This window comes from Caballeronia sp. (assembly GCF_028292365.1).
Taxonomy (GTDB): domain Bacteria; phylum Pseudomonadota; class Gammaproteobacteria; order Burkholderiales; family Burkholderiaceae; genus Caballeronia.
The window spans coordinates 1-26,870 of sequence record NZ_JAQGMM010000195.1 but is presented as its reverse complement, the minus strand read 5'-3'; the positions used below and the strand labels follow the sequence as shown (position 1 = coordinate 26,870).

The window sequence follows — 26,870 nt, the reverse complement described above, 5'->3', positions numbered from 1 at the left end:
GGATTTTGACGCTGATCGAACCGCTGGAAATGGACGGCACGCTCGTGCGGCGCGGCCGGCATCAGATTGAGCGTGATATCGACCATTTCTCGGTGATCGAGCACGATGGCGTGCTGTTCGGCTGCGTGGCGCTTTATCCGTACACGCAGGAACGTATCGGCGAAATGGCCTGCCTGACGGTCTCGCCCGAAGCGCAAGGTTCCGGCGACGGTGAACGCGTGCTCAAGCGGGTCGAACAGCGTGCGCGAGCGCGCGGCCTCACGCATATTTTTGTGCTGACCACGCGCACCGAGCACTGGTTTCTCAAACGCGGATTCGTGAAGGTCACTGTAGACGACCTGCCCGAAGACCGCCGCCGGCTCTACAACTGGCAACGTAAATCGCTTGTGCTGATGAAGCAGCTCTAACTTATTTCGAGGCGTGTTCGTCCGGTTTCAAGGCGCACTCGTGCGCGGCCCGGAGAGAGGCGTCCAGTTACCCCGCTACAGGAGAAATACAGATGGCCCGAACGATTCAATGCGCGAAACTCGGCAAGGAAGCCGAAGGACTCGACTTTCCGCCCCTGCCGGGAGAACTCGGCAAGCGGATCTATGAAACGGTTTCGAAGGAAGCATGGCAAGGCTGGCTCAAGCAGCAAACCATGTTGATCAACGAAAACCGCCTGAACATGGCTGATCCGCGGGCGCGTCAGTACCTGCTGAAGCAGACGGAAAAGTACTTTTTCGGTGAAGGCGCCGATACCGCTCAAGGCTACGTGCCACCGACGCCGAGCTGATCGGAAGAGCTGTTTTCTGGCAATAAAAAGCCGGCCTTTCGAGGCCGGCTTTTTATTTTTGAGGGAGTCGCCCATACGGGCGAGAGTGCCCTTCTCAACACCCCGGTTTGCGCATCGTCTTGCATTCTGCTATCATCTTCGTCTTTCCAACTGCAATTCAAAGTCAATTTCTTAGCAATGACGCGCCTGAAGCATTCGTTCAAGCGCTAATTCGAGATATCGGCGAGTGGTTGTGGAGGCTTCCACAGGTCTGGATTTGCCCGTGGACAAGTTGCTCTCAAGCCTTCTCAATCCGTGACACAGCACGCAACCGGACTGCCGCGCTTTCATGCACTCCTCGCGCCTCCGTTGCTCAATTTAGCTGCGTCCAGCCATCTATCCCCGTAGCACCGAGTAGTACTCGTGCACCTGTGCACCATCCACGAAGTGCCATTTCGCGACATCGCCGCGAGGCGTCAGCATTGGCTTTTTGCATCGAGACACTGTCAGCGCGTTTTCCACGCGCTCACCGTGCGGCCAATCGCATTCAGTGACCTTCAGTGCACGCACTGACACTCGCCTCGTCGCGAAACTGCACTTTCCCGGCAACGTGCGCTCATGCGCACGCCGAACCGTCCCGTGGGCGGCTCGGCAACAAACCTGGAGCTTCTCTTCATGGCAATACCGAACGACGGCCTATGGCGACAACCCCAACCCGAAAAAGACCTGTCGCTCGACGACATCACCATCGTCGATAAATCGCTGCTCAAGCGCGCAGTCGGCGCCATGGCAATCGGCAATGCAATGGAATGGTTCGATTTCGGCGTCTACAGCTATATCGCGGTGACGCTCGGCAAAGTGTTCTTTCCGTCGGCCAATCCGGGCGCGCAATTGATCGCCACGTTCGGGACCTTCGCGGCGGCGTTTCTCGTGCGCCCGCTTGGCGGCATGGTGTTCGGACCGTTGGGAGACCGCATCGGGCGCAAGCGCGTGCTCGCGATGACCATGATCATGATGGCGATCGGCACGTTTTGTATCGGCTTGATTCCGACGTATGGGAGCATCGGCATTTTTGCGCCGATCCTGCTGCTCGTCGCGCGTCTGGTCCAGGGATTTTCAACGGGCGGCGAGTATGGCGGCGCAGCGACGTTTATCGCGGAATTTGCGACGGACAAGAAGCGCGGTTTCATGGGCAGCTTTCTCGAGTTCGGTACGCTTGTCGGCTACGTGTTGGGCGCGGGATGTGTTGCCGTGTTGACCGCGACGATGTCCGAGCAATCGCTGCTCTCCTGGGGATGGCGCATTCCGTTCCTGATTGCCGGACCGATGGGGATAATCGGCTTGTATATCCGGCTGAAGCTTGAAGAAACGCCAGCATTCCAGCGCGAAGCCGACAAGCGCGAAAGCGAAGCGCACAGCACGCCCAAAGAGCAATTCCGCGACATGTTGGTCAAGCAATGGCGGCCCATGCTGCAATGCGTCGGGCTGGTATTGATCTTTAATGTGACCGATTACATGGCGCTGTCGTACCTGCCGAGTTATCTGTCCGCCACGCTGAAATTCAACGAAACGCATGGGCTCTTCATTGTGCTGCTCGTGATGGTGCTGATGATGCCGATGACGCTGGGTGCCGGCCATCTGTCGGACAAGGTCGGGCGCAAGCCAGTCATGCTGTTTGGATGCGTCGGCTTGCTGCTGTTGTCGATACCCGCGCTGAACCTGATCCGCATGGGCACCATGCTGCCGATTTTCAGCGGCATGCTGATCCTCGGCGTGTTGCTGTCGTGTTTCACCGGCGCCATGCCGTCGGCATTGCCCGCGCTCTTCCCCACCAAGATCCGCTATGGCGCGCTCGCGATCGGCTTCAACGTGTCGGTTTCGCTGTTTGGCGGCACGACGCCGCTGGTCACCGCGTGGCTGGTTTCGTCGACGGGAAACCTGATGATGCCGGCGTACTACCTGATGGGGGCATCGGTGATCGGGATTGTCTCGGTGCTGGCGCTTCATGAAACAGCCAGGAAGCCGCTGAAGGGTTCGCCGCCGTGCGTGGGTTCGCGCTCGGAAGCGCATGCCGTGCTGCGCGGTGTTCGGCAAGCAGCCGAAATGGACGACCGGATGCCGGAAGCAACCGCACACGCATAACGGTCATCAATGTGATTGTTGAACAAAGAGGCCATCAAGCAAACGCTTGATGGCCTCTTTGCTTGTCGCTCAAAGCGGAGCCAACGCCGGCCCGCCATTCACTCGATCAGCTGCACGATCTCGACTTGCACCTCGCCCTTGTCGATCAGCATGATGCCGAGCGTCACCGGCAGTTTGAATCGACGCGGCCCAGCGCTTCCCGGATTGACGAAAAGCGCCGTGCCGCGGCGTTCGATTGCTGGCTTGTGCGAATGCCCGGTGACGACCACGTCAATGCCGTCGAGTCGCTCCGGAACGTCCGCTATGTCATGAACGAGATGAATCGCGGTTGCGCCGATATGGAACGTCAGCGCTTCCGGCAGGTCATCGATCCGCGCACCCGAGTCGTTATTACCGCGGACCGCGGTGACGGGCGCGAGTTCGTTGAGCGTATCGAGGACAGCGGGATTGCAGATATCGCCGGCGTGAATGATGTGCTCGCAGCCGCGCAAAGCCGTGAGCGCCTCGGGGCGCACGAGGTTGTGGGTATCGGAGATGATGCCAATGCGGATCACAGATGACATGGGCTTCGCTCGCAGGACTTCATGGCCCGAGCGTAGCACTCTTGGCGCAGGCCGTTACTCTTCCGTCAGCAGGACTTTCTCCACGCGCCGGTCCGGGACGAGCCATACGATCGCAACGATCGCGTATATGGCTGCGGCAACCCACGGCTCCCAAAATGAGGCGGCGATGGCGACGAGATACAGCACCACCGAGATTTTTCCCTTGCGATCCGCGCCAATTGCCCGCTCCAGCATTGAGTTGGCGCCATGCAGGCCGATCAGCGCGCGCGTCAGGATGTACCACGCGACCGCCGTCATGAAGAGATCGAAACCATAGAGCGCAGTGGGCAACGACGCCAGGTGGTTCTCGCCCATCCAGTTGGTAGTGAACGGGAACAGCGATAGCCAGAACAGCACGTGGAGATTCGCCCACAGCACACTGCCGTTGACACGTTTGGCTGCGTGCATCCGGTGATGTTGGTTGTTCCAGTAGATGCCGACATACACGAAGCTCAACACGTAGGCGCAAAACACAGGACCAAGCGCGCCGAGCGACGCCAGATCGGCGCCGTGCGGCACCTTGAGTTCCAGCACCATGATCGTAATGATGATGGCGATCACGCCGTCGCTGAATGCCTCGATCCGATTCGTGCCCATCCTCTCCCTCACTCGTGCTTTCTTGTGGTTTCTTGTGATCGCTCGTTACGGCGCCAAGCCCAATAATCTGGCGCGCAGGTGCTGGCGTGCCGGCCCTGAAGCGAGGCACTCCGCATGGAGACCCGGATGCCCCTGATACAGCCCGCCCCTGCCGCGCGCAGCAAATTATGCGCGAGCAACCTGGCGTTGTCGATTTAGCGTGAAAGAGAGAAAGGACCGCTTGGTGTATCGATGAAATGCAATGCACCCAACCACCAGGGAACGCCGGACATTACCCTGGAACGGAGGAATGAAGCCATTGCAGGAGTTGCAACCCTGCCCTGGCTGCGAGAATTGCCGGCCCGAGTCCCAGACAAGGGCGCTCGCGCCTGTCTGGATTGGCCCGCCGGCCATCCGATGGTAGAATCCCGTCCGCTTGGCGGGGTGATGAAATTGGTAAACATAGCGGACTTAAAATCCGCCGCCTAACGGCTTGCCGGTTCAAGTCCGGTCCCCGCTACCAGCGTCAGATTGATTGAACGTCCCTGAAGATCAACGCGATGATCACTGTATATTCATACAAAAGCGGTTCTACGCCGTTGCGCGCTATTCCCGGATTTCATTTGGCCTGGCTGAAAGGAAACGACAAAGGAAACGAGAAAGCGAACGAAAGAAGCGCCGATCGCGGACCTGCAGACCCGTTTTATCGATGCCGAAACCGCCAGTCATCCTGTCTTCGCTTAACTGACTGAAGTAGACTGCGCGTCCCACCTAGCGCGAGCCATCATGAAACATCGAACCTTTTATGCGGTGGCCGCTGCTGCCGTCCTTACCTGCACCGCAGGCTGCACGACCCCGTACCGCAACGGCCAGGAGTGCAAGGCCAAGATGGTGGAGACCTACCCGGCCTCCAAGCCCAAGCTGAGCTACGAAATACCGCGCGTCTCGTACCAAGGCACCCGCGTGGTGGTTGAAGGCAGCTACATCAAACAGATTCCACCCGTGGGCGTGACCCCCATCAAATTGACATCGGTGCCTATAGCGGCAGCCGTCGAATGCACGTTCGAAGGCGACCAGATCAAGACGTTCCAGTGGCTGACACCGGCGGATCTCGCTGAAAAATACCCGCTGAAATCAAGCACCGACGCGACGGAATAAATGCATTGCGGCAGGTCCGGAAGACGTGGCCGCGTCGACGCGTCAATGAATGCACCCACTTACCCCGGTAACGGCTGACCCTGCACACGCTGCAACTCGCGTCACTTGCGACGGCCGCACCGCCAGCGGACCTCCATCGTCTTTAGTATCATCAGCGGCTCGCTTCATGCGTTGAATCCTCGAGCCCCCGCCCATGTCCGCTGCCGCCACCGATTCAAATTCCAACGCCCCGCACCACCAGCCGCATCAACATTACTCGCGGACAACGCTGCTCGTCCTGGCGACGATCGCAGGCGTATCGGTCGCTAATATCTATACGAATCAGCCGCTGCTTGCGGCGTTTCGTGCGTCGTTCCCGGAGAGTGCGGGGCTGATCGGCGCGGTGCCGGCCGTCACGCAACTCGGCTATGCGATCGGCATGTTACTGCTGGCGCCGCTCGGCGACCGCTTTGACCGCCGCCTGATCATTCTTCTGCAACTGGCCGCACTCGGCATCGCGCTCGTCGCGGCAACAGCCGCGCCCACGCTCGGCGTGCTGATCGCCGCGAGCCTGGCGCTCGGGATTGTGGCGACCATCGCGCAACAAGCCGTGCCGTTCGCCGCCGAACTCGCGCCGCCGGCGCAACGCGGTCATGCGGTCGGTACGGTAATGAGCGGCTTGCTGATCGGCATCCTGCTTGCACGCACGGTCTCGGGCTTCGTCGCAGAGTATTTCGGGTGGCGAGCCGTGTATGGCGCGTCCGTGGCCGCGACCATCGCGCTCGCCGTACTCGTGGTCGTGCGCCTGCCGCGCAGCAAGCCGACTTCGACCCTGCCCTACGGGAAGTTGCTCGTGTCGATGTGGCATCTCGTGGTCGAGTCGCCGGCGCTGCGCGAGGCATCGATGACCGGCGGCGCCTTGTTCGCGGCGTTCAGCATCTTCTGGTCAGTGCTCACGTTGTTGCTCGCGGGCGAGCCGTTCCATCTCGGCCCTCAGGCAGCCGGCCTGTTCGGCATTGTCGGTGCAGCAGGCGCACTGGCCGCGCCGCTCGCCGGCAAGTCGGCGGACAAGCGCGGGCCGCGGGCCGTGGTGTCGCTGTGCATCGTCCTTGTGGCCGCCTCGTTCGTGGTGTTCGGGCTATCGGGACGCAGCCTCGTGGGCCTGGTGATCGGCGTGATCGTGCTCGATATCGGCGTGCAAGCCGCGCAGATATCGAATCAATCGAGAATCTACGCGCTCAAGCCGGAAGCACGGAGCCGCGTGAATACCGTTTATATGGTGGTCTATTTCATTGGCGGAGCGGTGGGCTCGGCTGTTGCGTCGCTGGCATGGCACACGTTCGGATGGGTCGGCGTATGTATCGCGGGACTCGCGGCCACCGGGCTTGCCGGTTTGAGCCATTCGCGAAGCCGTTCGAAAAGCGCCGTGCCAGAGGTCTGAAAGGCTGGCGTGCCCGCGCGATCAATCCCGCTTCTGATCCCGGCTATTCCGATTGATCCCGCGCTCGGGCGTAATGATGCAACGCGTCGAGAACGCGATCGAATTCCAGGGATTTATCGAAGAAGTGGCGCACGCCGTATTGGAGGCAGCGCTCGCGGTACGCCGGCAGTGCATGGTTGGTGAGCACGGCGGCGAAGGTCGATTCGGTCATTCCGGTGCGTTGCAAGTACGCCAGCACCTCGACGCCGGAACCGTGCTTGAGTTGCAGATCGACAATGATCGCGTCGAAGCTCTGCGCTTCCAGCAGCCCGATCGCCGTCTCGGGCGTGTCCGCCCAAGCGGTGACCTGCAGTTCGCCGGACGCATCGATCGCTTCCACCAGGCTGCGCCGGATCAACGGCGAGTCTTCGATCAACAGCACGCTCAGTGGCCGCTTATGCGCGAGACCGGTTTTGTCGACGATCGTATGTTGGCCCACGGCCGGCATCCTCCTTACTCGATCAAACCGTTCTTGATCGCGTAATACGTGAGATCGGCATTGTTCGCGAGCCGCATTTTTTCAAGAACACGCGCGCGATATGTGCTGATCGTCTTCACCGATAAATGCAGTTCCTCCGCTATTTCGGTCGGAATCTGGCCGCCCGCGAGCTTGCAGAAAATCTGGAACTCCCGCTCGGACAAGGCTTCGTGCGGGCGCTCCGTGGCGGGTTTTTCGAGCTTGTCGGCGAGCGCGTCGGCGATAAATTCCGACAGGTAGCGGTGGCCCCGGGCCACCGTCCGAATGGCGCGCACGATTTCGTCGGGCGCCGCGTCCTTGTTCAGATACCCATTGGCGCCGGCGCGCAGCAAATTGATCGCGTACTGGCTTTCCGGATAACCCGACAGCATCAGCACGCCCTGCTCCGGGCGAATCTGCTTGATCACGCGCAAGGTGTCGATACCGTTCTTGTCCGGCATCGCGATGTCGAGCAACACAACGTCGAACGCGCGTTCACGCACGAGCGCGATGGTTTCGTCGCCGGTGGACGCTTCGGCGGCGACTTCCATGTCGGGTTCATCGGCGACGAATTGCCGGAATCCGCTTCGCACAATGGCGTGATCGTCCGCTATCAACACTCGAATCATCTGCGCTGCCTGCGGCCATTTTTATGATGAATCATTGTACCGGCGACGCGCGGCGGGAATCATCCCGCCGCGCGCCGTCCTGGAGCTTCAGCATTCTTTCTACCGCGCTTTTACGGCCAACGCACAATCAGCCGTCGAGACCATCGAGCAAGTCGGCCATGTCGTCGGCGTGCTCTTCCTCGACCGCCAGGATCGTTTCGAAAATCCGGCGCGTGGTGACATCCTTTTCACCGAGGTAGCGAATGATTTCAGCATACGTATCGATCGCAATGCGTTCCGCGATCAGATTCTCGCGAATCATGTCGATCAGATTGGCGCCTTCCTTGTATTCGGAATGCGCGCGTGACGCGAGGCTGTCGGGTGCGAAATTCGGCTCGCCGCCCAACTGGACGATGCGCTCGGCGATGGTGTCGGCGTGTTCCTGCTCTTCAGTCGCGTGCTGCGCGAATTCCGACGCGACAGCTTCCGAATGGATGCCCTTCGCCATGAAGTAATGGCGTTTATAGCGCAGCGTGCAGACAATCTCCGTGGCGAGTGAGTCGTTCAACAGCTTCAGCACGACTTCTTTGTCTGCGCCATACGTCGACGTGACCGAGCCATCGTCCATGTGCTGACGCGCGCTGGCGCGAATTTTTTCCATGTCCAGTACGAACGGATCCGACTTGCCGCCGGCTTCCTTCGATTGTGCGGGTGCAGTTTTTACAGCAGAGGATTTCGACATTGATGTGCTCCAGAAAGAGAATGGATTTTTTGTTCGGCGGTTCGACGGGTTCGTGACGGCGGCCTCGCTGGATAAAGGCGCGGACCGCCGTCCGCAGTCACTCTCGTCACCGCTCGCATACGGCGTGCCTGCTCGCGAATGTCACGTTCGGAAGACGCCCAGCAGCAACGTAACAACGAAAACCACGAGAAAGATATAGAACAGGATCTTTGCGATCTCTGCAGCGCCTGCTGCAATGCCGGTAAAGCCGAACACAGCCGCGATAATGGCGATGACGAAAAAAACAACGGCGTAATGAAGCATGGCGATCTTCCCTCCTGTTGGTTCTTATAGGCTTCGGATCGAGCACTGAATCCGGCTTTCGGGATGACTCGGGTGGACGATTGCCGTAAGGCGTGGAGTCGGCCACCCGCAGAACAGGATTCAGGCAAAGCCAGCCGGAGCGTGCGAGCTTTAAGTAGCTTTAAACAGTTTTAAGTAACGGTGATTAAGACCGCTAATCGACTATTTTTTTCGTCACGATAAAACCAAGCACGAGGAATACCGCGCACAAGATCAGGAACAGCACGAACAGGAACTTCGCGATGCTGGCCGCGCCCGCGGCCACGCCGGTGAAGCCGAGCAGGCCCGCGACGACGGCGACGATGGCGAAAAACAATGCCCACTTCAACATGATGGGTTCCCCAATAAGGATGGACTAGTAAGAGGATGTTAGCGAGGCAGTCATGAGGCGGCATCTGGATGCACGCCGTTTTTCGTGTAGGACTTCACCGACAAACGCTTTCAATTTCAATTCACTTCGGGCTAATCCGGCCTGTCGCCAATCAAGCGCTATCAACGTAATTCGATCAGCCTGGTACGGCGTGAAAAGTTACACTGGCCGGACAGAAAACCCGGCAGCTTCCTATGACTTCCTCTTTGCACGAAGGCGGCGCGGCGAATCCGGCAGCGGGCATCACGCGGCGCGCTACCCGGTTCAGCGCGCGTCTGAACGGCTGGATGCGCCGCTGGAGTTGGGCCGTAGCGATGACCGTAGCCATTGTGATTACCGTTGGCGGCCTGGTGATACTCGAGTCCGGCCGCATGCGGATTGCCTCGGAATACGAGACCGCGCTCGACGCGAAAGGCGCCACCACGCAGTTGACCGCGCTGGCGGCGGACATCGCGTCGCTGACTGCCGATGAACGCGCGTTCCGCCTGGCGCCAGATAACACCTACACCGTCCACTACAACGCAGCGGCAGCGAGGATCAAACAAACGGTTGCGTCGCTGGATGCGTACTATCGGCGCAAAGCAGACGACACCGCGCTCGCCAGTTTCAAGCAGGTCAGCGCGATCCTCGATGCGCGAATCAGCTCGGGACTCGCTGCTCGCTCGGGTTCCGACAGTGCATCGAGTACCGATATCCTCGACAGCGCGCTCGCCCTGCTGCGTCTGAATGAAGAACGACGGGCGCAGTCCGCACTCGACGCGAGCCGCGCCGACCAGCGCATTTCCACGTTTTGCGTGGGCGCCTTGTGCGCGTTGAATATCGTGTTGTTCCTGCTGTTGTTTCGCAATCTCGGTATCCAGCTGGACAAGCAAGACCGTGTGCAGCAAAAGCTGATTACGCAGCAAGAAGAGCTCGACCAACTGGTGTTCGACCGCACGCGGCAACTTGAAGCGCTCGCGTGGCATTTGCAATCGGTGAGTGAAAACGAGAAGACCCAGCTTGCCCGCGAACTGCACGATGAACTCGGTTCAATCCTGACGGCCAGCAAGATGGATGTGGCTTGGGTCAACAACAAGCTCAAGGGTGTCGAGCCCGCGATGGCCGAGAAACTTGGCCGTGCGCTTGCGAATCTCGATCAGGGGATTGCGTTGAAGCGGCGGATTATCGAAGACATGCGGCCAACCGTTCTTGCCAATTTCGGGCTGGTCACGGCATTGCGCACCCTCGCCGATGAAACCGCGCAACGCACCGGCTGGACGCTCGAACTCGCGCTCCCCGATGACGACATCAAGCTCGGCGAAGAAGTCGAAATCGCGTTGTTCCGGGTCGCGCAGGAATCGCTGACGAACGCGGCCAAATACGCGCGGGCATCGAGCGTGTCGATTGCGCTGGCGCTGGATGACGAGAGGGTATCAATGCATATAGCCGATGACGGCGTCGGCATCCGCCCACAGGATCTGCAGCGCACGCACACGCATGGACTGCTGGGGATGCGCCAGAGAGTCAGTGCGCGCGGCGGGCGTATCGAAATTGAACGACGTGAGCCGCACGGTACCGATATCCGTGTCACTATGCCCCGCTCGCGTAACTTCGACGCGTAAGGATGATGAGTGGATTAAGAGTCCATCGACTGTCGGCTCCTCTCTGACGCCCGCATTGAGCTTGTAGGACGGCGCCGACACAAGTTGCAGACTGCGCCTACACGATAAAAACATCCGCGCCTACAGCTTACGAACGCGCAGTTTTTTATGATTCATCAGACCGGTGTGGCCGATCGCAGAGGTAGTCGCCGCGGATTTCGTTGCTGGTTCAATCCCGGCAAAACCGCTTCAAGGATCGGTCGTAGCCAAGGCCACGACGTGTCTGGCATTTGCTTTTGCAGCCGCTTTCGCTTTCGCTGCTGGACATCGGGTGGCCAGGATTCGAACATCGGGTACGCTTTCATGGCCGAACAGCCAGCGTACCTGCATCAAACTCAAGGGGAATTGCTCATGACTCGACTTATCGCTTTGCTGTTGATCGCCGGAACTGCCGCACTCGCAGCTTGCAACACGGTGGCTGGCGCCGGCCAGGACCTTTCGAAGGGCGGCAACGCCATCACGAATTCGGCCGATAAGCACAACGCCGAGTAAGTGACAAAGCGGGCGACAGAGGGTTGGCGGTGAGTGACCGCCGGCAATTTGTTGACGCTGTCTTCATCGGCTCACGGGCTTTGTGACGACGTGCCGGCAACGGAACGGGTCGCAGAATCCGATCAAAACGACGATCGAAAAGAACCTCCCCCAGCGGAGGTTCTTTTTTTGTGTGTCAGCTGAAGAGCCGCGAGCGCACTTCGGTTAACAGGGAAGCAGCCAGTTTTCGATGAGTACGGCCACGCGATTCGCTCCGGACTCCAGACCATAATTAGAGTTTTGCGCCGCACTATAACTCGAGTTTTATGCTGTTTCTCGATACGAAGTTCAGCGATAAATGGGTCGAAGCCAATGTTTTCAAGGCTCTATGACGTTGGTCGCTCGAGGATTTCGCACATGAATCGATGTCAAATTACGGCTCTGTCCGGTTAAACAAGGTCGCCCGAGATCCCGTGCTTGCCCGGCAACCCGGTCAGTTCACCAAAAACGGCAGCCCGGGTCTCCGGAAGGCTCCGAAACGGTCCGCCGTTTTTGAACTGCCAGTTGTCGCGCTGAACCTCAAACCAGCCCGCGCCTTTTGTAATCAAACCAGAACGACAAAGCCACGCTCGCCAGGATGATGAGGGTCGCCATCACGGTCCACTTCGTGATCACTTCGCCGAGAAACAGCGCGCCTATCACCACGGCCACCACGGGATTCACGTACATGCAGCTGCTCGCGATAATCGGACTCGTGTGGCGAATCAGGTACGCATACGCGACATACGCGGCCATCGAGCCGACGAGCATCAGGTAGAGGTAAGCCATGAACGGCGTGAACCCCATGCTCACGATACGTTCGCCGGACACCCACGCAACGATCGTCGCCATCGCGCCGCCAAGGCTGATCTGCAACGCCGTCGATACCAGCAGGTCAGACGGCAGCTTCAGACGCCCCGCGAGAAACGAGCCGCCCGCCCAGAAGAGCGCGCCGCACAGGATCGCGAGACTGCCGGCGGTCGAACCCGATGAAGGATCACCGTGATTCAGCAACGCAATTCCGACCAGCCCCAGCCCGACGGCAACCCACTCACCTTTCGCCACTTTGCGGCCTGCAATGGCGGCGATAACCGTGGCGAACAACGGCACGGTTGCCACCATGACGGCAGCCGTGCCGGTCTCCACCGTGCGCATGCCAAATGCGAGCATCCCGCTCGACAATCCCACCAGCAACGTTCCGACGGCCGCGGCGTTTCGCACTTCGGCGAAAGTCGGCCAGACCGGGTCCCGGCGCGCAGCAAAGATGAACAAACCAATGCCGGCGAACAGGTTGCGCAACCCGGACAGCATTAACGGCGGGAACGATTCCAGCGACAGATGCACCGCCATGTAGGTCGAACCCCATACGAGATACACCACGCAAAGGGCAAGCGCCACGCGGCCGCTGCGAGTTGCGGGAAGCCGGAACGGGAAATGGTCGGGAAGATTGAACGGGCGACGCGCGGGGATATCGGCCAGGGATTGCGGGCTCGTCACGTCCGCCAGCAGGTCCGGCGATGGCGATGGCGATGGCGCGTCGGCGGCTGCATGCGGAAACGGCAGCACGTCGGCCAAGGGCTGCGACTGCGGCGGCACGAACAGTTGTGATGGCGAATCGGCATCCGGCAATCGCGGCGGCGGCAGCGGTGTAGACATCCGTTACTCCGCGACGAGGATGATTACGACGTCAGCCGGCCAAACGGCCAAGCTTGCAGGCAAGCTGAAAACCGCCGGTTTCGCTTCACCCGAAACCAGGGGAAGCGAAGAACGGCGCGCATGCCGCTCGAGGGTCGCGGCAAAACGGGCAAGGCAGGACAACATGTCGGAAGCAGAAATAGGGGTCGGGCAACACGTGCCGAAGCTCGCTAACGGCTTGAGAAGCCGGCATGAGCCGCCGAGAGTTTGCCGGACCGTTTCGGTGAAAAATATCGAACCGAATCCGGGAAAACACGGTGGTCGCCATTATGCAGTAAGCAATGCACACGCACGCGGGAGTGTTACAGATGGTTGCCAACACGCTACGGCGAGGTGTATTGTTGCGGCTGCTAACGCGGGGGTCCTGCGCTGCACATCGCAATCCGTAACCGGATTGTCCGTGTGTCGCGGGTGAGAAATACCCTTTGAACCTGATCTGGATAATGCCAGCGCAGGGAAGCGTTCGGATTTCGCAGCGCTTGGGGTCTTTAGGGTCTATCTCCTCCTCGCGTTTCCCCGCCAAGTCCGCTCGCCTCCTTCTCTGTTTTTCTTCGGTCTCCCGTCGCTAGCGTTTGACTCAGCCGTTTCTCGTGCGGTCTCGTGCCATTTGGCGCAATTTCGTGCGCGTGGCCTTTTTTCGCCGGCCGGCTGGGAAACATCCGTCCCCACAGCAACCAACTGCATGGGACCGGAAGAAGCGTATGGGACCGGAGCAGGCACTAAGGGCCAACTCCGGCCGACACGCTAACGCCGGTCGACACAGGAGAGCCGCATGAATGCCAATCCGAAATTCCTGTCCGACGACGCTGTCGTCGACGCTGCCGCCATCGCGCCGCTGCCCAATTCACGCAAGATCTACGTGACGGGCTCACGCCCCGACATCCGCGTGCCGATGCGGGAAATCACTCAATCCGATACCAACGAAAGTTTCGGCAGCGAAAAAAATCCGCCGGTCTATGTCTACGATTGCTCCGGCCCGTATTCGGACCCGGAAGCCACGATCGATATCCGCTCGGGTCTGCCGGCCGTACGCCAGGGCTGGATCGAAGAACGCGGCGATACGGAGTCCCTCGGTGGCCTCTCAAGCAGCTTCGGCCGCGAGCGCGCCGCCGATCCGGCAACCGCCGACCTGCGTTTCAAGGGTTTGCATCGCACGCCGCGCCGCGCCTTGCCGGGCAAAAACGTCTCGCAGATGCACTACGCGCGCCAGGGCATCATCACGCCGGAAATGGAATACATCGCGATCCGCGAGAACCAGCGCCGTGCTGAATATCTGGAATCGCTGCGTACGAGCGGCCCGAACGGCGAAAAGCTCGCCACGATGATGGGCCGCCAGCATCCCGGCCAGGCGTTCGGCGCCCAGGCTTTCGGTGCGAACGCGCCCAAGGAAATCACGGCAGAGTTCGTGCGCGAGGAAGTTGCCCGCGGCCGCGCGATCATCCCGGCGAATATCAACCACCCCGAAAGCGAGCCGATGATCATCGGCCGTAACTTTCTGGTGAAGATCAACGCCAACATCGGTAATTCGGCGGTGACCTCCTCCATCGGCGAGGAAGTCGACAAGATGACCTGGGCCATCCGCTGGGGCGGCGACACCGTCATGGATCTCTCGACTGGCAAGCATATTCACGAAACGCGCGAGTGGATCATCCGCAATAGCCCGGTGCCGATTGGCACGGTGCCGATTTATCAGGCGCTCGAAAAGGTCAACGGCAAGGCCGAAGACCTGACCTGGGAAATTTTCCGCGACACGCTGATCGAGCAGGCGGAACAAGGCGTCGATTACTTCACGATCCACGCCGGCGTGTTGTTGCGCTACGTGCCGATGACCGCGAACCGCATGACGGGTATTGTGTCGCGCGGCGGTTCGATCATGGCGAAATGGTGTCTGGCTCATCACAAGGAAAGCTTCCTGTACGAGCACTTCGAAGACATCTGCGAAATCATGAAGGCCTACGACGTGAGCTTTTCGCTTGGCGACGGCTTGCGTCCCGGCTCGATCTACGACGCCAACGACGAAGCCCAGCTCGGCGAACTGAAGACGCTCGGCGAGCTGACGCAGATCGCATGGAAACACGACGTGCAGGTGATGATCGAAGTTCCGGGCCATGTGCCGATGCAGCTCATCAAGGAGAACATGGACCTGCAACTCGACTGGTGCGACGAAGCGCCGTTCTACACGCTTGGGCCGCTCACCACGGATATCGCACCGGGTTACGACCACATCACATCGGGGATCGGCGCAGCGATGATCGGCTGGTTCGGCACGGCCATGCTCTGCTACGTCACGCCGAAGGAACACCTGGGGCTGCCGAACAAGGACGACGTGAAGACCGGCATCATCACGTACAAGCTCGCGGCTCACGCGGCCGATCTGGCAAAGGGTCATCCGGGTGCTCAGGTGCGGGACAACGCGTTGTCAAAGGCGCGCTTCGAATTCCGCTGGGATGATCAGTTCAACCTCGGACTGGACCCGGACAAGGCGCGCGAATTCCACGACGAAACCCTGCCGAAGGATTCAGCCAAAGTCGCGCATTTCTGCTCGATGTGCGGCCCGCACTTCTGTTCGATGAAAATCACCCAGGACGTCCGTGAATATGCGGCGAAACAAGGAGTATCGGATATCGAGGCGCTTAAGCAAGGCATGGAAACGAAGGCGATCGAGTTCGTGAAGAAGGGCTCTGAGATTTACCAGCGCACTTAAGGACGAGCAGGCAACGAGCAAGCCGGGCACCCGCAAAGGCGCGAGGATCCGGTGACGAATAAAAGCGGCTTGTCGCATGTCATGTGCGACAGGCCGCTTTTTCGTTTGAAGGGTTTAGAAGATCTGGAGGCCGCGCAATCCCGCATTTGTCTGCTGAATGCGATGGTCGGGCACCGTTTCTGCTTCTATGTTGAAAGAATCGGCAGGAACTGTCTTTTCGTCGCCGGGTTGGGCGTGGACAGTCAGGCTCATCTGCTCAGCGCAAACCATGTGCGGCATGTGGGTATGTGCAATCCGGAGCCTCGCCGGTTTGACAGCAACCCGTTACGCCTTCGTGATTCATCGTTTTTGGAGAGTTGAAATGGACAAGATCAAACAGATTGGCGCTGCTGCTCTCATCGCCGCACTTCTCGGCGGCCTGTCTGCATGCGATCAAATGAGCACCCGTCAACGCGATACCGCCATTGGCGCGGGCGTCGGTGGCGTGGCGGGTGCGGCAATCGGCGGCAACGCGCTGTCGACGGTGGGTGGCGCAGCCGCAGGCGGCCTGATCGGGAATCAGGTCGGCAAGTAAGTTGGCAGGTAAGTTGATACGTCAGTGTATCGGATGATTTTTTGTCCGAACCGTTTTGCCCGGTCGCCGCGCTAAAACACCGCGGTGATCGGGCAGCGACGAATCTCAATGCTTAGGTGCGCCCACAATCCCGTTCAGTGAAACCGATCGAAACATTGGGTAACGCCCCCGTACTTTCCCGCATTTCGGCGATGCGCTAGGCTCCTGGCATCCCGTTCATTCGAACGGTCGCGTTTCGACGCAATGAGGAGTCGCACCATGAGCCCAAAGCTCGCACTATCCGCCCTCGTGGGCGCTTTGAGCTTGAGTGCTTGTTATGTCGTGCCGTACGGCTCGTATGGTTATTACCCGGCGTATCCAGCCTACCCGGGCGCCCCGGTAGTCAGCACAGCACAAACGCAGCAAGAAATTCCTGTCGAGCCAACAGGAGTGCCTGACACCGGCTATGTGCAGCAGAATTATCAAGGCGCCGATAACACCTCGACGTCCGCGTATGCGTCAACGACGCAGCAATACGCCGCGGCCCCGCCTGTCGTCTATGCGCCGTATCCCGCTTATTACCCGAGCTATCCGGTCTACGCACCTTACCCGGCCTATTACGGTGGCTATGGTTATCCCGCGTACGGGTACGGCTCTTCGCTGTCGGTCGGCTTCGGCTGGTACGGTGGCGGTGGGCGCGGGCATTATTATCGGCACTGAAGGCATCGCTGAATGCTCGCCTCCGCGTTTCCCCTTGGGCGAGCCTTACCCGTTCGATGTAACCCTTTCACATAAACCGCGCTGCAACTGCGCGGTTTATGTTTTGCGCGCTTGTTGTTCGCAGCGTCCGATCGCGCCGGGCTAGCGCGGCACGGTCGGCTCTATAGCAGTCGACGTGATATGGCACGATTTTCGCTGATATACCTGTTCGCAGCGCCACTCCGGACGCTGCCGCTGCAGGAATTCTCATCATGCTGGTCTTCGCGCTGGTCCTACTCTGGCTTGCCGCCTGTCTTGGTGTAATTTCCGTCTGGGTATTGCGCTCGGTTTCGCACGACTCACCCGAGACCGACCCGCCAGAAATACACGAATCCTTAACCCGCTGAAGCTTATGACCACCCCCAAGGGTATGGTTAATCCTTCCTTGACGTGCGCCATCCTCGCCCTATCCTTAGTCCAGACGCATTAGGCAAGCGCTTAGTTACCGCCATGCGTCGGGCGGCGGCGCGCTTTTTGCAAGGCGAACGAAGCTCACGGGGCTGTCAGCACCGGTCGCCATGACCGGGGAACGCCACGCGTTCAGCAACATAACCATCAAAATAAGACCAGGAGACGATATGTTTCATCAGATTCTGACGCCTGTCGGCGGCTCGCTCGGCTTGTCCTTTCTCGTCGCGGTGCTGCCTATCGCAGTCGTGCTGATCCTGCTTGGTTGGGCGCGCCGGCCTGCCTGGCAAGCGTCGCTCGCCGGATTGATCGTTGGCATAGTCATCGCCATCGCCGTGTGGCATTTCCCCGTGGGTCTCGCGATTGATTCGGTCGCGGCGGGCGCCGTGTTCGCCGTCTGGCCAGTCATGTGGATCGTCTTCACCGCGATCCTGCTCTACAACATCGCGCAACGCTCCGGCCGCTTCGAAGCGTTCCGGATATGGATGATCGACAACCTCCCGAACGACCGGCGCATCGTGCTGGTGGTGATCGGCTTCTCCTTCGGCGCGCTGCTGGAAGGCATCTCCGGATTTGGCACACCGATCGCCATCACGAGTTCGCTGCTGATCCTGCTCGGCTTTCCGACGCTCGAAGCGCTCACCTTCACGCTGATCTTCAACACTGCACCGGTCGCGTTCGGCGCGCTCGGCGTGCCGATCACCGTGCTCGGCGCCGTGACCCATCTCTCCCCCGACCTGCTAGCCAAGATGGTCGGCCGCCAGTTACCGTTCTTCGCGTTGTTGCTGCCGTTTTATGTGATCGGCGTGTATGCGGGCTTTCGCAACATGCTCAAGATCTGGCCGGTGCTGCTGGTGGCCGGCGGGACGTTCGCGCTCACGCAATTCGTCACGTCGAACTACATCAGCTACTCGCTGACCGACGTGCTGGCGTCGATGGTGTCGCTGATCCTCACGATTGCGTTCCTGCGCGTGTGGAAACCTGCCCACGATGAGCGTTTCGCCGTCAACGTGGATCGGGCAGCGCAGGTCCGCGGCAAGCTTTCCGGGGGCCACGGCTGGGTGCCATGGATCGTGGTATCGGTGGTCGTGATCGTGTGGACGATCGCAAAGATCTTCCTGATCGGCGATGTCAAGGTGCCGTGGCCGGGCCTCCACAACGCCGTCTTCATCACGCTTTATAACCAGCCTTACGGCGCGATCTGGGACTTCCAGCCGCTCGCCACCGGCACTGCGATCCTGCTGGCATCGATCATCACCGCCTTGATCGTGCGGCTGCCCGCGAGCGAATTCGGTGCGTCAATCGTGGATACGTGGGTCCAGACGCGCATCGCCATTTTGACGGTTGCGACCATTGTCGGACTGGCGTACCTGATGAACTACTCGGGAATGAACTACACGCTGGGACTGGGCGTGGCGTCGGTGGGGGCGTTCTTCCCGCTGGTGTCGGCATTCCTCGGCTGGGTGGCGGTGTTCCTGTCCGGCAGCGATACCTCCGGCAATGCGCTGTTCGGCAATCTGCAAGTGGTCGCGGCACGGCAGCTCAATCTCAATCCAATCCTGATGGCCGCGACGAATTCATCCGGCGGCGTGATGGGGAAGATGATCTCGCCGCAAAACATCTCTACCGGTGTAGCCACCACCGAACTGAAAGGCAAGGAAGGCGTGGTTTTCGCGAAGACCTTCAAGCACTCCATTCTGTTGACTGTGCTGCTCGGCGTGCTGGTCTGGCTGCAGCAGAATGTGCTGACGTGGATGATTCCGCATTGAAGGGAAAACGGGCGAACTGCTCGTTGTTTGCAGGGTTGTGCTGAACGTTGGTGTTCCCGTCATCCGTGGATGCGGGTGGCGGGGCACGGTTTTCGTGCGCCGGCGCAGATGCGTTGGGCTTTTGTCGCGCGCGAATGCCGGTGGAAGGAACCGCCGTTCAACCTGCGGCGCATACGCGCTACGAGTCGGTATGGGTCTGGCCGCCCGGATCGGGACTTACGCCGGCGAAGGGCAGCCTCAATCGTTCACCGCTAGCCGAAGCGGATCGCCGTATGCGACAGGCTAACTGCGCCTCACTCCCCCACTACGCGTCCCCGCGTTGCCTTCACCGCGCCTCGCCGCACTTTCCCATCGACCCTTCGTAATTGCGACGCCCGAGTGGGTTTCGTCGCCACGCGCGTACGGCGTGTCACGCTGACGCGCTGGATCATCTCGTCGAGCCGCGCAAGCGCCGCCGCGCGATTCATGTCCTGCGTGCGGTGTTCCTGCGACTTGATGATGATCACCCCGTCTCGCGTGATGCGACTGTCGCGTAATGCGAGCAGGCGCATCTTGATCGTTTCCGGAAGCGACGACGCCTGGATGTCAAAACGCAGGTGAATCGCGCTCGACACCTTGTTGACATTCTGCCCGCCCGCCCCCTGCGCGCGCACGGCGCTCAGCTCGACCTCGTTCGGCTGGATCACATACCCGATCGTATGATTCACAATGCCGCCTCCGCAATGCGCGCGGCCAGACCCGAGTCACGCCGCGTAGGTGTACGGACGGCCTGCGCGAAGACGTCCGTCGAGCCGATCACATCGATGCGGCTACGTGCCCGCGTGATCGCCGTATAAACCAGTTCCCTCGACAATATGCGTCCAAACGCGCTCGGCAATACCAACGCGGCGTGATCGAATTCCGAGCCCTGCGATTTGTGGACCGTCAGCGCAAATGCCGTGTCGTGCGGCGGCAACGCAGCGGGAGAGAGCATCCGCAGCGTTCCGTCGGCCATCCGGAAGCAGACCTGCATGGCGCCGCTGGCCGCCGGCAGCGCGATACCGATATCGCCATTGAACACGCCCAGCGCGTAGTCATTGCGCGTCACGATCACCGGCCGCCCCGCGAACCATTGAGCGCCCGCACTCAGGGTGACCGATGCAGCCGCCCGGACCCACGCCGATACACGCGCGTTGATTTCATCGACGCCACGCGGCCCATGACGCGTCGCGGCGAGAATACGAAAGCGGTTGAGCGCATCGAAAAGCGGTGCTGCCCCGGTTCCCCCTTCGAGCGTTTCGGCGAGCGTTCGCGCGTACGGTTCGAAACCGGCGTTCAGGTGCGCCAGCGTGCGCTCTGAGAGATGAGATCCTGCGTCGTCGATAAGCAAAGCTGCTTTCGTCGGGCTGCCTTGGTTGTCTTGTGTGCCGAGAGTCAAGGCGCCCAGCGCGTTGTCGACAGAACCGCGACGGATGGCAACTGACAATCTGCCTATATCCGAATCCAGGCCGAACCGATAATTGCGCTGCAACCACACGACGCAATCGGTCAACGGACTTATCGCGGTTTGATCGAGTGCAACGGGCGCTACCGGATGCCAGTCGACTTCGGGCAAGCCCGCGAACACCTCGTAAGCCTCGTTGCCGGCGTCCGGGATCAGATAACCGGGTTCGTCGATCCACATGGGCTCGATTTCAGGCTGCGCGGCCTGACCATCCGCGTCAGCTTCGCGGTCGCCCGGTAACGCGGCGATGAACTGATCTGGCGGCATCGACAGCGCTGCAGCAATTCGCGCCGCACCTGAATCGCTGAAAACCGGTCTCGCGCTCAGTTCAGCGAACACAGCGCCTGCTTCCACCGCGGCAAGTTGATCCTTGTCGCCAAGCATTACGAGCCGCGCGCCGGGCGCGACCGCTTCGAGGAGATGCGCGGCCAGCGCGACGTCAATCATGGACGCCTCGTCGATCACGATCACATCGAACGGCAGCGGATTGTCGCGATGATGCCGGAAGCGCCCGTTCGCCTGCGTGCCAAGCAGACGCTGCAGCGTAAACGACGTGCGTGGCAAACGCTCAGCCAGCTCCGGCGGCAACACACTGGCGCGTTCGACCAGTGCCTCCTGCATACGCTGCGCCGCCTTGCCCGTGGGCGCCGCAAGCGCGATGCGCAAAGCCGGGTTTTCGTCGAGCAGACAAGCGAGCACGCCGACAACCGTCGTTGTCTTGCCCGTTCCCGGACCACCGCTCACGATCGTGAGACGCCCTGACAATGCGACGAGCGCGGCCACGCGTTGCCAGTCGATGTTGTCATCGTCGTTCTCTGACGGCGCGAAATAGCGCCCTACACGCGCTTTCAATTCAGCCGGATCGGGCGCATCAGCAGACACCTGGGCACGCTCGACCAGCGCACGCGCGAGCCGTCGTTCGTAGTCGAAATAGCGGGCAAGATAAATACGCCGGCTCGAATCTATAACGAGAGGAAGCAGGTCTTCGGCGGCTTCATGGCCATCGCAGACCACGCCGCTTGCAAGCAACGCGGCATGTACCGTAGACGTAGTTTCGCCATACCGTTGCGCGAGTGCATCGAGCGCGATACATACGTGCCCTTGGGTCGTCGCGCGGCTTACTGCAAACGCCGCGCGCTGAGCCCAGCGTACGTTGTCGGCGTTTCCCTGGAGGCGCTTCGATAACCCGCCTATCCGGCGCGCGAATCCGTCGGCGAGCGCAATGTTCTCGTCAGAGACAAGAGTCAGGTCGGGCGCGTTCATGCGGCAACTCCTTGCATCAGTCGATCGATCGCCTCGATCAGTTCCAGCGATGGCTTGCCGACATGCACGCCCGCTGGCCTGTCACCATCGCGCCAATCGGGTCGTACGCCGCGCACGAACAAATACAAATAACCGCCGATGTGCCGCTCAAACGCGTAGTCACGCAGCCGCAAGCGCAAATAACGATGCAGCGCGACCGTGTAAAAGAGCGCCTGCAAATGATAGGCATGCGAGGCCATTGCGGCGTGGAGAGCTACCTCGTTGTAGTCGGCGGGTGTCAGCCCAAGATGATTCGACTTCCAGTCGACGATCCAGAAACGCCCTTCATGTTCGACAATCAAGTCGATGAATCCCTTGACGAAGCCACGCAAGGTTCCGGCTTCCAGCGCGACGTCGGGGAAGCCATGCGCGACGAGCACACGCCGCAACGCCGTAAAATCCAGCGATTCTGCCGGGAACAGGAACTCGAGTTCATTCATGCGCCGCTTGACCGGAATGGTATCGAGGCGCATGCCAGGCACGAGTTCGGTTGCAACTGTATCGGCGAGCAGACGCGCCATCATCGCGGGCAGGTCGGCGGCCAGCACGTCGAATGTTGAAACTGGAATGGGATGCTCATGTAACGCGCGCTCGATCGCTTCGGGCCACTTCGCGGAGTCAGTGAAATCGGCGAGTTCGTACATACGATGCAGGCATTCACCCGCCGACGGGCCGCGCGGGAATAAGAGAATATCGTCCGCGCCGGGTTGGATTGGAGACAACGGCGTTTCGATTGCCGTCACCGGCGTAAGCGCCGCGATTGCATCGATACGCTCGTCGTGGTCAGGACGTTCATCGGCAGGCTGGGCCTGATTCGATTCCTCACGCGCGCCAGCCGCAATCATGGAGCTGAAGCTGGCAGTCCGCCAACTGTCGCGCAACACGCGACGACTGGTTCGCGGCTGCGGTGTGAACCCCGCGTCGCGGTTCACCACGAGCGGCTCACGCACGTCGATCACGGGCAAGGGCTCGACGGAGATGGAGCCCGTCGCAAGCGCTTGCCAACTTCCGATCACGTCGTCTTCTTCGGGCGGCTCAGCGAGCCAATCGCCGAACGCATGGCCAGCGCCCGCGACCAGCCAGTTCAGCACGCTGCGCCGCGATTCCTTCGCCGACTTCCCGATCAGATACACGCCTCCGACCAGATAACACTTGTACACAGCGCGCGTGAGCGCCACATACACGAGCCGCGCGCGTTCGGCCGCCTGTTCGCGCGTGGCGAGTGCGGACGCGCGCTCACCCTCTTCGTCGGTGTAGCCGTAATGCAATATGGCCGTGCCGTCGTCGTGATATTCACGGGCATCGGGCAGACCCGTGGAGGGCGGGTCACGCAACGCGCCATCGTTCAGGAATGGACAGAACACGACCGCGTATTCCAGACCCTTCGATTTGTGCACCGTGACGATCTGCACGAGATTGCGATCGGACTCAAGGCGCAACTGCGCGTCTTCTCCGCCGCCCTGCTCCGCGCGCTGCGCGGCCAGCCAGCGCAGCGTGGGCGCAATGCCAGGTTGAACGGCACCACGCGCCTGGATCAACTCGGCCAGATGATCGACATTGGTCAGGCGGCGCTCGCCGTCCGGCCCGGCAACCAGCCGTTGCGCGAGCAGCAGCTCACGCGCGAGCGTGCGCCACATCACCGCAAAACCACGTTCGTGCCACAGCATCCTGTAGCGCGAGAAACGTTCGACCCAGCTCATGGCATCGATTGCGGCGGAGCCTTCGACGGCCTCGCTATGCTCCATGTTCCACAACGCGGCGGCATCAAGCCCGAGCCAGTCAGTTGCGAGCGCTGCGCGCAAGCGACGCAAGTCGCCGGGGGTATCGATGGCGGCCAGCAATCGCTCGATCTGCTCCGCGTCGAACGTACCGAATACCGATGCCTGCGCCAGTTCCACACTGCCCACGCCCCAGCTTGCGAGGATCCGTTTCACGAGACTGCCCTGCCGATGTGTCTGCACAAGCACAGCAATCTGGCCGGGAGACAGGGGCTTGTCGCCTATCGTCACTTCGCCGTTTTGAGCCCCGCGCAGCAACCGCACGATCTCGGCCGCACAGGCCTCCGCCGCCTGGCGGTTGGCGTTCGTTTTCGACAGCGCGGAATCGCCTTGAGGCAACATCCACACGCAGAAATCGGCGGTATCGGAATACGCGGCCGACGCTGTGTTGTCGTTAAAAGGCTTGCGCTCGCGCGTGCCTGCGCGCACCGGCTGATACGTCAATCCGTCGAGGATGAACGCCGCCGGGTTCGCACCGAAAATGCGGTTGCAGGCATCGATGATCGGCTCAGTCGAGCGCTGGTTCACCGCAAGCGTATATCTCGCCGATGCCTGCTTGCGCGCCGTCAAATACGTGTGCAGGTCGGCGGCGCGAAAGCTGTAGATGGCCTGCTTCGGATCGCCGACCAGAAACAACGGCCCTTGCGGCGCGAAGATGCTGTTGAAGATGGCAAACTGCAGCGGGTCCGTGTCCTGGAACTCATCAATCAACGCAGCCGGATAACGTGCCCGAAGTGCATCGGCAAGCCACGGATTGGCATCCAGCGCCTGATACAGGTTCGACAGCAAGTCGTCGAACGACACCACGCGCCTCGTCCGCTTGCGCACCGCCAGCTCCAGCGGCGCGTAGTCGAGCCACTCGCGCACGATGCCAAGCCATGCCGCGCGCTGCGCCGCTTCCGCGGCAGCAGCGGCGGCAGCAAGCGTCTCGGCGTGATCGAAGAACGGATGCAGCGGTGGCTCGTTCTTCACCTTCGTGCCTTTCTTCAACGCGCTCGCCGTGAGCTTCAGCGCTTCTTTCGGCGGTGCGGCGTGACAATCGTTGTCGGCGAAATAGTCGGACCATGCAGCAATTGCCGCGTCGATCAGCGTGCGTTTGTGCGTGGTCTTGCTGAGCTTCGCTTCGGCGTCGATCAGCAACTGCGCAATGGTGTCGCGTTCGGCATGCCACACCGCGCACGCAGTATTGAACAACGCTTGTGCGTCCTCGCGGTGGGCGAGCTCTGACTCACCCCAGCGCAAAGTGGCAAGCGGTTTTTTCAGCCGGCGCGAAAGCTGTGCGTCGAGCGATGCCGGTCCCGCGCCCTTGCTCACGAGCCAGGCCGCGAACGATGTATCCCGCGCTGCCGCCGGCTCGACCCGCTCACGCCAGAAATCCGCTGCAATCTCAAAGCGCAACGCGCTGTCGTCAGCTTCCAGCTCGAACGCAAACGGCATGGTTGCAGCGAATGGCGCCTCTTGCAATGCACGCTGGCAGAATGCGTGGATCGTGTGGATGGCAGCCTGATCGAAGGTATGCAGGGCAATCTTGATGCGCTTGAGCGCTTCATCAGGATCAACGCGTTCGAGCGTAGTCTCGAACAGGCGCTCAAGGAACGCGTCGCCCGAAGTGTCACCAGTTTCCATTGCGTGCGCGATCTGGACGAGCCGCGAGCGGATGCGCTCATGCAGTTCGGCCGTGGCCGCTTTTGTGAACGTGACCACCAGGATCGCGTCCGCGGCGAGCTTCTTTTCAAGCAGAAGGCGAACGTACAGCGCGCAGATGTTCCACGTCTTGCCCGTTCCCGCTGACGCCTCGATCTGGTTCACGCCGTCGAGCGAACATTCGAAGACGTCGAGTTCGTCGGCCGTGTCGACCGTTAGTGTGGGCGATTCGGTGTGCATCATGCCTCGCTCCGCATGTGCTGGATCAACGGTTCGAAGACGATCCTCGCTAACGTGGCAAAGGTTTCATCGAGTCTCAGTTCAGCACCGCGAAACGCAATGCGTAACGCGGGATCGTCGGATTCGCCTCGCGTCCGGTCCGATATCCACACACCCTGCGCCTTGGACTCACTCTCCTTGACCCATGTCCAGGCGCTCTTCGGAAAAAACCGCAGCGGCAAGCGCCGCCCGGCGCGATACAGCGCGGCAAGGGTTGCCAAGTGCGCGTGAGGATCGTCTACAGGGGTCAGTTCGAAACCGCTCGATTGCGCACCGCGACCGGACCACACCGTACGTCGCGGGCCATCAGGCAACGCGACGCAATAGGCCAGATGTGCAAGCCATGCGGAGAGGTAATCGCGGGCGCGCGGCACGTCGTATCGGTAAATGATCTGGCCTTCATCGGTAAGCAAATTCAACGTGCCGTGAAACTGCAGCGGCTGCAAAGCGTTGGCTTGCAACGTAGCGTCGTGACGGCCGAACAACTCGGCGTCCGGCCAATGCGGCTTGATATCCAGCGTGAACGGCAAGCGCGCCGCGCCTTCTCCTGTCGCGACCCGCACCCGGTTGGCAAGCGAATGCAACGCGCCAATTTCCCGCGATTGCCACACACCGCCCGTCGCGCCGCCTGGCATTTCGGGACTCGCACGCGCGACCCGCCTCGCACGATCGAGCCCGCGCGCTTCATTGTCAGCGGTGAGCGCAAGCAGCGCGGGTAGTACGCGATCGGCCAGCGCCGCACGGCCCGGATATTCGAGCTCGAACGGTTCCGTATCGCCGAGTTCGGTCTCAGCGTCGAAGAGTGAGATGCCGAGCCGATCACGCAAGATGGCGCGCGCCGGATGACGCCAGAAACGCTCGAAGTCATCGAATGCAACGGGTTCCACCTCTTCTGCCGGCAACGGTTCACTGAAGAATTTCATTGCCGGTTCAATCTTGCCAAGCGCGAGCGCCTGCGCCAGTTCCGCGCGCTCCGGCTCGTAGGTGAACAACGGCGCGCTGAAGTACTCAGGCGCAAACGGCTGCAACGGATGCTCGAACACGAAGCGGCTGCGCGCGCTCGCAAGCTTGTTCGGCGATGCACCCTCGCCCGCCACCGTTTCCTCCAGATAGTCGAGCAATTCGTCGATCAGCGC

General features: G+C 60.7%; 22 protein-coding genes, 1 tRNA gene, 1 pseudogene and 1 riboswitch. Of the genes and pseudogenes, 12 read left to right on the top strand and 12 right to left on the bottom strand.

Annotated elements, in window-relative coordinates:
• The 3 genes from argA to proP all read left to right on the top strand — a co-directional run.
• Nucleotides 1-407 (top strand): amino-acid N-acetyltransferase (gene argA, locus JWR14_RS12030; RefSeq protein WP_299706378.1); only part of this gene is annotated, 407 nt, incomplete at its 5' end.
• Between the two features lie 92 nt (nucleotides 408-499).
• Nucleotides 500-775, top strand: coding sequence for an oxidative damage protection protein (locus tag JWR14_RS12025; protein WP_299706375.1), 276 nt, complete (start codon nucleotides 500-502; stop codon nucleotides 773-775).
• Between the two features lie 654 nt (nucleotides 776-1,429).
• Nucleotides 1,430-2,896, top strand: coding sequence for a glycine betaine/L-proline transporter ProP (gene proP, locus JWR14_RS12020; RefSeq protein WP_299706372.1), 1,467 nt, complete (start codon nucleotides 1,430-1,432; stop codon nucleotides 2,894-2,896).
• A gap of 98 nt (nucleotides 2,897-2,994) precedes the next feature.
• Here the strand turns inward: proP and JWR14_RS12015 are convergent, their stop codons facing one another.
• Nucleotides 2,995-3,459 carry a metallophosphoesterase family protein gene (locus JWR14_RS12015; protein WP_299706369.1) on the bottom strand — a complete coding sequence of 155 codons (465 nt, stop codon included), beginning with the start codon at nucleotides 3,457-3,459 and terminating at the stop codon, nucleotides 2,995-2,997.
• 54 nt (nucleotides 3,460-3,513) lie between these two features.
• Nucleotides 3,514-4,095 (bottom strand): TMEM175 family protein, encoded by a 582-nt coding sequence (locus tag JWR14_RS12010; RefSeq protein WP_299706366.1) that lies wholly within the window; start codon nucleotides 4,093-4,095, stop codon nucleotides 3,514-3,516.
• A 417-nt stretch (nucleotides 4,096-4,512) separates the two neighbouring features.
• On the opposite strand from JWR14_RS12010, the gene JWR14_RS12005 reads away from it, so the two are divergent.
• From JWR14_RS12005 to JWR14_RS11995, 3 genes are all read left to right on the top strand, one after another.
• Nucleotides 4,513-4,597: transfer RNA gene (locus JWR14_RS12005), tRNA-Leu, on the top strand.
• Between the two features lie 263 nt (nucleotides 4,598-4,860).
• Entirely contained in the window at nucleotides 4,861-5,232 is a 372-nt protein-coding gene (locus JWR14_RS12000; RefSeq protein ID WP_299706363.1) for a nuclear transport factor 2 family protein, read from the top strand.
• Nucleotides 5,233-5,425: 193 nt separating this feature from the next.
• On the top strand, nucleotides 5,426-6,652 hold the full coding sequence (locus JWR14_RS11995) for an MFS transporter (protein ID WP_299706360.1): 1,227 nt from the start codon (nucleotides 5,426-5,428) through the stop codon (nucleotides 6,650-6,652).
• Nucleotides 6,653-6,695: 43 nt separating this feature from the next.
• Here JWR14_RS11995 and JWR14_RS11990 read toward each other — a convergent pair whose 3' ends face one another.
• The 5 genes from JWR14_RS11990 to JWR14_RS11970 form a co-directional block, all read right to left on the bottom strand.
• On the bottom strand, nucleotides 6,696-7,130 hold the full coding sequence (locus tag JWR14_RS11990; RefSeq protein WP_299706357.1) for a response regulator: 435 nt from the start codon (nucleotides 7,128-7,130) through the stop codon (nucleotides 6,696-6,698).
• A 14-nt stretch (nucleotides 7,131-7,144) separates the two neighbouring features.
• Nucleotides 7,145-7,777, bottom strand: a complete 633-nt coding sequence (locus JWR14_RS11985) for a response regulator transcription factor (RefSeq protein ID WP_299706354.1) — start codon at nucleotides 7,775-7,777, stop codon at nucleotides 7,145-7,147.
• 127 nt (nucleotides 7,778-7,904) lie between these two features.
• Entirely contained in the window at nucleotides 7,905-8,498 is a 594-nt protein-coding gene (locus JWR14_RS11980) for a ferritin-like domain-containing protein (protein ID WP_299706351.1), read from the bottom strand.
• A 141-nt stretch (nucleotides 8,499-8,639) separates the two neighbouring features.
• Nucleotides 8,640-8,801 (bottom strand): DUF1328 family protein, encoded by a 162-nt coding sequence (locus tag JWR14_RS11975; RefSeq protein ID WP_075643714.1) that lies wholly within the window; start codon nucleotides 8,799-8,801, stop codon nucleotides 8,640-8,642.
• Nucleotides 8,802-8,994: 193 nt separating this feature from the next.
• Nucleotides 8,995-9,171, bottom strand: a complete 177-nt coding sequence (locus JWR14_RS11970; RefSeq protein WP_299706348.1) for a DUF1328 domain-containing protein — start codon at nucleotides 9,169-9,171, stop codon at nucleotides 8,995-8,997.
• Nucleotides 9,172-9,404: 233 nt separating this feature from the next.
• Here JWR14_RS11970 and JWR14_RS11965 point away from each other — a divergent pair, with 233 nt between their 5' ends.
• Together JWR14_RS11965 and JWR14_RS11960 are read left to right on the top strand one after the other, a co-directional pair.
• Nucleotides 9,405-10,811, top strand: coding sequence for a sensor histidine kinase (locus tag JWR14_RS11965; RefSeq protein WP_299706345.1), 1,407 nt, complete (start codon nucleotides 9,405-9,407; stop codon nucleotides 10,809-10,811).
• Nucleotides 10,812-11,201: 390 nt separating this feature from the next.
• A complete protein-coding gene (locus JWR14_RS11960) occupies nucleotides 11,202-11,342 on the top strand; it encodes an entericidin A/B family lipoprotein (protein ID WP_031363847.1) in 141 nt (46 codons plus the stop codon).
• A 558-nt stretch (nucleotides 11,343-11,900) separates the two neighbouring features.
• Here the strand turns inward: JWR14_RS11960 and JWR14_RS11955 are convergent.
• Complete coding sequence (locus JWR14_RS11955) at nucleotides 11,901-13,016, bottom strand: EamA family transporter (protein ID WP_299706338.1); 1,116 nt, start codon at nucleotides 13,014-13,016, stop codon at nucleotides 11,901-11,903.
• A 386-nt stretch (nucleotides 13,017-13,402) separates the two neighbouring features.
• A riboswitch (TPP riboswitch) is annotated at nucleotides 13,403-13,531 on the top strand.
• Between the two features lie 296 nt (nucleotides 13,532-13,827).
• On the opposite strand from JWR14_RS11955, the gene thiC reads away from it, so the two are divergent.
• The 4 genes from thiC to JWR14_RS11935 all read left to right on the top strand — a co-directional run bounded on the left by thiC (nucleotide 13,828) and on the right by JWR14_RS11935 (nucleotide 19,248).
• Nucleotides 13,828-15,759, top strand: coding sequence for a phosphomethylpyrimidine synthase ThiC (thiC, locus tag JWR14_RS11950; protein ID WP_299706335.1), 1,932 nt, complete (start codon nucleotides 13,828-13,830; stop codon nucleotides 15,757-15,759).
• Nucleotides 15,760-16,120: 361 nt separating this feature from the next.
• The gene (locus JWR14_RS11945; RefSeq protein WP_299706331.1) at nucleotides 16,121-16,333 is read left to right on the top strand and encodes a glycine zipper 2TM domain-containing protein; all 213 of its coding nucleotides are present in this window, start codon (nucleotides 16,121-16,123) and stop codon (nucleotides 16,331-16,333) included.
• Nucleotides 16,334-16,591: 258 nt separating this feature from the next.
• Nucleotides 16,592-17,032: a hypothetical protein gene (locus JWR14_RS11940; RefSeq protein WP_299706328.1), complete on the top strand. Its 441-nt coding sequence runs from the start codon at nucleotides 16,592-16,594 to the stop codon at nucleotides 17,030-17,032.
• A 617-nt stretch (nucleotides 17,033-17,649) separates the two neighbouring features.
• Nucleotides 17,650-19,248, top strand: a complete 1,599-nt coding sequence (locus JWR14_RS11935) for an L-lactate permease (protein WP_299706325.1) — start codon at nucleotides 17,650-17,652, stop codon at nucleotides 19,246-19,248.
• 293 nt (nucleotides 19,249-19,541) lie between these two features.
• Here JWR14_RS11935 and arfB read toward each other — a convergent pair whose 3' ends face one another.
• The 4 genes and pseudogenes from arfB to JWR14_RS11915 all read right to left on the bottom strand — a co-directional run.
• Nucleotides 19,542-19,955 (bottom strand): alternative ribosome rescue aminoacyl-tRNA hydrolase ArfB, encoded by a 414-nt coding sequence (gene arfB, locus JWR14_RS11930; RefSeq protein ID WP_299706322.1) that lies wholly within the window; start codon nucleotides 19,953-19,955, stop codon nucleotides 19,542-19,544.
• Nucleotides 19,952-21,994, bottom strand: coding sequence for an AAA family ATPase (locus tag JWR14_RS11925; protein ID WP_299706319.1), 2,043 nt, complete (start codon nucleotides 21,992-21,994; stop codon nucleotides 19,952-19,954). The genes arfB and JWR14_RS11925 overlap by 4 nt, the downstream gene beginning before the upstream one ends.
• Entirely contained in the window at nucleotides 21,991-25,695 is a 3,705-nt protein-coding gene (gene recB, locus JWR14_RS11920) for an exodeoxyribonuclease V subunit beta (RefSeq protein ID WP_299706381.1), read from the bottom strand. The genes JWR14_RS11925 and recB overlap by 4 nt, the downstream gene beginning before the upstream one ends.
• Nucleotides 25,695-26,870 (bottom strand): annotated as a pseudogene (locus JWR14_RS11915) (exodeoxyribonuclease V subunit gamma); the annotation flags it as partial. The gene recB and the pseudogene JWR14_RS11915, both read right to left, overlap by 1 nt.